At 40.3% G+C, this 7,397-nt stretch carries 7 protein-coding genes; 5 read left to right on the forward strand and 2 right to left on the reverse strand.

Annotated elements, in window-relative coordinates; genetic code table 11:
• Positions 1-954: 954 nt before the first annotated feature.
• On the forward strand, positions 955-1,605 hold the full coding sequence (folE, locus tag ABF638_RS36005) for a GTP cyclohydrolase I FolE (protein ID WP_181930731.1): 651 nt from the start codon (positions 955-957) through the stop codon (positions 1,603-1,605).
• Between the two features lie 425 nt (positions 1,606-2,030).
• On the opposite strand, the gene ABF638_RS36010 is transcribed toward folE, so the two are convergent.
• Positions 2,031-2,804, reverse strand: a complete 774-nt coding sequence (locus ABF638_RS36010; RefSeq protein ID WP_435027556.1) for a glucosamine-6-phosphate deaminase — start codon at positions 2,802-2,804, stop codon at positions 2,031-2,033.
• Between the two features lie 447 nt (positions 2,805-3,251).
• Between ABF638_RS36010 and ABF638_RS36015 the strand changes: the two genes are divergently transcribed.
• From ABF638_RS36015 to ABF638_RS36030, 4 genes are all read left to right on the forward strand, one after another.
• Complete coding sequence (locus tag ABF638_RS36015) at positions 3,252-3,938, forward strand: HAD family hydrolase (RefSeq protein ID WP_435027557.1); 687 nt, start codon at positions 3,252-3,254, stop codon at positions 3,936-3,938.
• A 241-nt stretch (positions 3,939-4,179) separates the two neighbouring features.
• Positions 4,180-4,953 carry a GTP-binding protein gene (locus ABF638_RS36020; RefSeq protein WP_435027558.1) on the forward strand — a complete coding sequence of 258 codons (774 nt, stop codon included), beginning with the start codon at positions 4,180-4,182 and terminating at the stop codon, positions 4,951-4,953.
• Entirely contained in the window at positions 4,950-5,759 is an 810-nt protein-coding gene (locus ABF638_RS36025) for a metallophosphoesterase family protein (RefSeq protein WP_435027559.1), read from the forward strand. The genes ABF638_RS36020 and ABF638_RS36025 overlap by 4 nt, the downstream gene beginning before the upstream one ends.
• 96 nt (positions 5,760-5,855) lie before the next feature.
• On the forward strand, positions 5,856-6,614 hold the full coding sequence (locus ABF638_RS36030; protein WP_435027560.1) for a metallophosphatase: 759 nt from the start codon (positions 5,856-5,858) through the stop codon (positions 6,612-6,614).
• 130 nt (positions 6,615-6,744) lie between these two features.
• On the opposite strand, the gene ABF638_RS36035 is transcribed toward ABF638_RS36030, so the two are convergent.
• Positions 6,745-7,134, reverse strand: coding sequence for a hypothetical protein (locus ABF638_RS36035; protein WP_435027561.1), 390 nt, complete (start codon positions 7,132-7,134; stop codon positions 6,745-6,747).
• Between the last annotated feature and the right edge of the window lie 263 nt (positions 7,135-7,397).

Genomic DNA, 7,397 nt, shown 5'->3' on the forward strand with positions numbered 1-7,397 from the left:
TTCCCAAAAATATTTATGTATGATTGATTTTCACAAATGATTTAGGATTGCTATATGTGATTGCGAATTTAAAACATGTGTAATAATTGAGTCTGAATTAAGAAGCCAGAATTCAGACTCAATTATTAGGGGATTCAAACCCGCCACGAATTCTATTTGCTAGGACTAAACATCAATACTTCTCGGTTAAACATTTTTAAAAGAGGGATTTGGTTTGGGTAAAGGGGAAGGGCGAAAGGTTTGTTATTTCCCTTTTCCCCTTTACCGAAAAGTATTGGGCTAAACATATTTGTATAAAAGTGAGCCTAGATAATTTATGTGGCTACAGACTTAAGTATTACTATATATTATGGGCAGATAAATAAAATTAGCGCCACAAGAAACTATTTAAAATTTCCAGCTTTCTAAGATTTTACTAATTTTTAAACTTATTAAAGCTACGAAATAATAAACATAAATATAAGAATTATGTCCAAGTATTTAATATTAGATAACTAATTGTGTAAGGTTGCTTAAAAATTGACTTCTTACAAACTCTCAAAGTGCTGTTTCTTTTTGCGAGAGAAAGTGGAAGGCGATCGCTAGAAAATTTCTAGTAAGTTCCGGTAGTAATATATTGACAAAAATACATCATTGTTATATAGCTACCTTTCACGACAAGGGACATAGAAAATTAACTCAAAGTATCCACTTTGGGCATCGTGTCGTTTTTAAGCCAATACAGTTCAGATAAGACCAAAACACTTGTAGAGACGGCGATTTATCGCGTCTCGAAAACCCACAATTTTGTACAATTAGCCTTTAACCCAAGCGTATTGGTTTTTAAGCTGACAAAATGTTTGGTGTGATTAAGAAGTGTAAAGTTATGTTACACTTAGTTACGAGTCAGGAGTCAATCGCAACCGACATCTGACAACAGGCTGATTTACCAAACATTCCCACAGAACTCACAAAATGACTCTATCGATTCGTCCCGATCTAACTTCTGCTGATCAGGTACTCTCATCTTTAGCGACTGGGCAAAAGCAAACTGTAACAGAAGCCGAAATGAAGCAGGCTGTGCGTACTTTGCTGATTGGATTAGGAGAAGATCCAGACCGCGAAGGACTAAAAGATACTCCAAAAAGGGTGATGAAAGCCTTACAGTTTCTCACAAAAGGATATCATGAATCTTTGGATGAACTGCTAAACGGAGCAGTATTTACAGAAGATGCCAATGAAATGGTATTGGTTCGGGACATCGATATTTTCAGTTCCTGCGAACATCATATTCTGCCGATTATTGGTCGTGCTCATGTTGCTTACATTCCCAATGGGAAAGTAATAGGACTATCTAAGATTGCCCGTGTTTGCGAAATGTATGCACGACGTTTACAAGTTCAAGAACGTCTGACTGTGCAAATTGCTGACGCCTTACAAGGATTACTCAAACCCCAAGGCGTTGCAGTGGTAATAGAAGCAACCCACATGTGTATGGTAATGCGTGGTGTGCAAAAACCCGGTTCTTGGACTGTTACTAGTGCAATGCGCGGTGTTTTTTCAGAAGATGTGCGGACTCGCGAGGAATTTATGAATTTGATCCGACACAATTCTAATTTTCATTAAATAGCCTCGGCAAACATAAATATCGAGACGTGGCTCTCCTTGATTTTTAAACCTGGAATTTAAACTTAACTTTACCCCTCAAAACCCAAACAGTTTTGAGGGGTAAAGTTTGATATTTTCAGAGAATGTTTGAAAAGTCTTATTGTCGGTATCAAAAGTTTTAGATTATATGACTCAAAATGTTCATATAATATTTTCTAATCACCCAAACCTGAAAATAGGGTAAATACAGTATTTCCTAAAATAAATACAAAAAAAAGTCATAATAATCCGCCGTAGTAATGCGGAAAGATTCATGACTAGAAAATTTATAGCAATTGATGGCAGCATTCATCTCACCGTTCGTGTAATTGCTGGAATTACGCATTGCATTATGTTATTTACCTTTGCTTCCCAGTCCCTAATCCCCACTCTCCACTCCCTTTTTAAGAAAGCAAACTAGCAGAATTTACGTCCAAAAATAACGTCGCTTGGGATTGTTGACGGAGAATAGAAGCCGGACAATCTGTACTTATAGCTCCTTGCAACATTTCTTTTACCACATTCGCTTTACGTTTTTCTGGAGCAAGGCAGATAATTTTTTTCGCTGAACAAATCGCCGAGATAGTGACAGTAAAAGCATATTGTGGAACAGTTTCTAGATTTGGAAAGTGACCTGTACTAACTTGTTGCTGACGGTTCACTGCATCCAGTTTCACTAGTTTCACACTGTAAGGATCTTGAAAATTTGCTACTGCTGGATCGTTAAAAGCCAAATGTCCATTTTCGCCAACACCAAGACAGCATAAGTCAATTGGTTGTGCTTGCAATAATTTGGTGTAGCGATCGCACTCTGCTACTGGTTGCAATGTATCACCTTCTAGATAGTGAAATTCTTTAGGAATAACCCGTTTCTCTACACGTTCTCGCATATAGCGCCGGAAACTGGCTGAATGGTCAGCAGTAATTCCCAAATATTCATCTAGATGGAACAGTATAATCCGTGACCAATCTACGCCACCCAATGCAATTAAAGCATCGAGAAATTTGAGTTGGGAATTACCTGTTGCTAACAATACAGCAGCCGTATCTTGTTCGTTGAGAGTCTGCTGTAAATACTTTTGTGCGATTTCGGCAACATCCTGGGCCATTTCGACTTCAGAGTTGTAAATCTGCACCAGTAAATCATCAACGCGAAAAAAGTTTGGATCGGCTAGCATTTGCTTACATGGAAGGTTATCAATTATACGGCAGTTTGCCCGGAGGCTCTAGTTATCTGCCCTTACAGTTTTAGGATTTAGCAGATTATCAAGGAAGGCAGGAGGCAGGAGGCAGAGGGCAGGAGGCAGGAGGAAAACTGCCCAACGCTCTCTACGAGACGCTAAAAGCGAACACAGACTCGCTAACGCTGCGCTATCTGTTTCCTGCCATGACCAAACGGATCTTGGGTTTAAGACCCTCACAAATTGAAAATTTGGTGGCTCTTTTTCAGAAGGGGTTTGAATCCCCAACAGAGGTAAAACCTTCTGCCTGCTGCCTGCTGCCTCCTGCCTCCTTCAATTGTCACTTTTTACCCTGTATTAACCAAGGAACAATCACTAAGGACAAAAAAACAATGTAAACTATTTAAATTAAGTTAACAATTATTTACATTTTACCCAAAAATCATGCTGGCTGCAATTCTCTTTGACCTAGATGGCACTATTGTCAACACTGACCCTATACACTACCTAGCTTGGCAGGAAGTGCTGTTAAATTACAGCATAGAAATTGACGAAACATTTTATAAATCTCGAATTAGTGGGGGGCTAAATCCAGAAATTGTTAAGGATATTCTGCCACAATTATCAGCAGCAGAGGGGCAAAATTTTGCAGATGAAAAAGAAACGCTTTTCCGCAAACTCGCCCCAAATCTCAAACCTTTGAATGGATTTTCTGAACTACTAGCTTGGACAGATACACATCACTTAAAACGTGCATTAGTAACTAATGCTCCGAGATTAAATGCAGAATTTATGCTAGAGGTTTTGGGAATAAAAGAAGCTTTTCATACAGTTGTTTTAGCGGATGATTGTATTGCAGGTAAACCCGACCCTGCACCCTACCAAGTTGCTTTGAATAAATTGGGAATTACAGCAGAAGAAGCGATCGCTTTAGAAGACTCTCCTTCTGGTATTCGTTCAGCGGTGAGCGCAGATATCCGCACCATTGGCATAGCGTCTACCCATAATCCCCAAGTTTTGCAGGAAATCGGTGCATTTATGGCAATACCAGATTTTACTGATTTGCAGTTGTGGACATTTTTGAACTCACTGATCGAACAAGATTCAAATGCGATCGCTTCTAATCTTTGAGCGTATTGGGCCCTTCTGAATTGAGGCCACTGATACTTTCGCGGGAAGCTGACGCAACAGTGGGGATCTTAAACCCAGAGCGATCGCAGCAGGAAATAGATAGCGTACTCACAGCAGCGTTTCGTAGAGAGCGTGGAGCAGTTTTCCTCTCTCTTGAACTGCCTCCTGCCTTTTTTTGTAAAGTTAGCAATTTTCTTGCTACTATATTCCAAATTATATAAAAATGATTATCATTACATTTATGTCTGTACCAAACATTATTGTCGTTGCTGGTTCATCTGGGGCTGGAAAAACTACCTGGGTTTGCCAACAGATGCGAGATATCACTGATGTTGACAAAATAATTTATTACAGCCCTGGTACTGGGACTGTTCCCGTTGACCAAAACCGCATAGCTACTGAATTTCCTGATTTACAGGTCTTTAGCGATGCTCAACAAGTCGAATTTCTGAACCAAATACCCAAAGCAAACGCGGTTTATATTGAATGGGGGTTTTATCTGGAGTTGGGATCTGTAGCACAATTATTAGAAAATCTTACTTACCGTACCATTGCAGTCTTACCACCTGACCTCAAAGACTCCGAATACCATGCTTGGGCAAAAGAGATTGTACGCGGCGCACCAACCCAAAGCAGCACTGGCGAAACCTTATGGCGGGCAGCAAGCAACGGTCAAGTTATTGACGAAAACAGTTTAGAGGAATTTTGGTACGAAATCACCCACGATGCTTACGGTATCGTAACTCGTGCCAAAGGCATTTTTGACGTTAATGATGGTCGGTCACTTTACTGTGATTTTGTTGCTGGTGTTCCCCAAACGGATTTTCTGGAGTTAGACTTACCACGCTACTTGGAAGGTAGACCTCAGCGTTTCAGTGGACTAGAAGTAGTGGGGGAAAACTTGGATAAAGCAACTTTAAGGCAAACCTTATCAGATTGTTGTTTATCTGATGCTGCGATTTTGCAATACCAACAACAGGTAAAAGAGATTTTATTAGAAGGGGCACAAGTGTGAAAATAGCCGTCATTTCATGTATTCATGGCAATTACGAAGCCTTTGATGCTGTATTACTAGATATTGACCAGCAAAAAGCTGAAAAAATCTTTTGTGTTGGTGATTTGGTGGGATATGGGCCGCAACCGAATGCAGTCATAGCTCAAATTCGTTCTTTAGATATTCCCACCTGCGTTGGTTGTTGGGATGAAGATATTGTGGAAGGATTAAACGCTTGCGATTGCAGTTATCCCTCTTTATTGGCAGAAAAAAGAGGAATACAGGCTCATGAGTGGACTAATAAAGAAATTCACCCAGAAAACCGCGAATTCTTAGCCAAGTTACCCTATAGCCTCAAAGAGGGAAATTTAGCTTTTGTTCATGGTAGTCCTCATAGCAACCATGAGTATTTGTTACCTGAACTAGACGCTTTCGTGGCACTAGAGCGAGTACTTTCCACAGAATCAGATGTGCTTTTTTGTGGACATACTCATGTACCTTATGCCCGAACTCTGGATGCTGGTCAGATACAAGTTAGTGTTGGCAGAGGAGAAAAAGCACAAGAAATAAGCTTTACATCTCCTCTCAAACGGATTGTGAATGTGGGTTCGGTGGGAGAACCACGACATGGACGACCGAATGCTACTTATGTAATTTACGACACAGACACTCAAGAAGTCAAACTACGTGAAGTAGCTTACGACCATCAAAAAACCTGTGCCGCGATTATTGAAAAAGGTTTACCTGCAATTTTTGCTTGGCGTTTAGCGCATGGGTTGGAGTATGCAGAACGGGCGGATGACCCAACTCACGTTTGCACAAGGTAATCCCTCTCCCCTCCTCCTCTTCCTTTGCGCCCCTCTGCGCTTTCCTTCTCTGCGAGACGCTTCGCGAACGCGTTCCTTTGCGTTTAAAAAATAACTATGAATAAATGGGCAATTTTGAGTGGAATTGAAGCTAACTTGCCAGCTTACGAAGCTGTAATAGCTGACATTAAGCGTCAGGGTAATAGCGTAGAAGCTTTATATATTTTAGGCGATTTAGTAGGGCCCAGACCAGAAGCAGAGAAGTTAGTAGAACGAGTGCTTAACCCACGCCAGGGAGAATTAGAACCCCTGATTTGTAAGGGATGGTGGGAAGAACAGTGTTTTATTCTGCATGGTCTGGGGGCGACTGGGGATGCTCCTGAATTGATCGCAAAATATGGAGGAGAGACAGTAAAGTTGTTATGGGAGTGCGTTTCCCATCAGACAGTACAATGGTTGAGAAACCTCGATTTTGGTTTTTTTGAATTAGATTGTTTGTTAATCCACGGCTCAACGGTAAGTGTGGATGACGAACTGACTCCAGAAACTTCCCCAATCCAAATGCTTGATAGACTGTCGCGGATGCAAGCAAATAACTTATTCTGCGGTCGTTCTGGTTTAACTTTTCAGTATCAACTGCAAACTGGTTCTATTACTACTGGACTTACTACTCTCGATAAGCAAGTATCTCCTCAAACTTTTACTGTTACACCGCGTCAAATAATTGGGGTGGGAAATGTGGGACGCATACCAGGTCAAGCGACCTATACTCTCTATAACCCTGGTACAAATCAAGTAGAATTCAAGACTGTGTATTACGGCAATAGTAAAGGATTTCAAAGCCAGCACAAAGGTACAAAGCTTCATGTTATTTAATTTTTATATAAACAATTTATTGCACTCTGAAACTTCTAAACACAAAACTGTAAAAGAGTGAGGGAAGAGAGAAAAAACTCTTCCCATATTCCCTGCTTTTGGGAAGATGAAAAACCAAGGAAATTAAATTCTACGGGAGGCTATTCCGCAGACGGCGTAAACAATTTATCGATGCAGCACAATCACAACCAAACATAGCTACAGCAGCATCACTTTCTGCATCCGTAACCCCAAGCAGAGCCTTTTCGCTGTCATCCGATGTAACATCAATCTCTGCTACACCTTTTTGCAAATGAGATAATTCTTCAGCATGAGCGCAGAAAAACTTACCGAGTTTCGGATGTCTTACACAAGCTTTTTGATCTGATGCTGATACTGGTGTAGTGGCAGCGTCAGGACGGTCTACTGGTTGCGGATTTACTGGTTCACCAGCTGTGGTCACTTTACTAGTCATTACCAATGATGCTAGAGACATCAAAGCTGCGGATCTAGTAGTTAAAGTTATTAAAACTTTCTTCATGCAATTGTCCTAGAAGGAGGTTGACAATTAAAGTTAACTTTCTCTCCGTTTGGTAGGGGAATGATGTTTTCTAAAAACCTGGATACTCGAAGCAATTCACCCATAATATACACCAGAAAATAAATTGCTATCTGAGATTCACAGATTCTTGAAAAAACAATGTAAAAAAATCAAAGTAAAAAAATTTTTTACTTTGTATCTCTTATATCAATTCAATTAATGATTGCAACACATCCTTGGGTAAAGACGCGATGAATCGCGTC

Source organism: Nostoc sp. CALU 1950, assembly GCF_051172895.1.
Taxonomy (GTDB): Bacteria; Cyanobacteriota; Cyanobacteriia; order Cyanobacteriales; family Nostocaceae; genus Nostoc; species Nostoc edaphicum_A.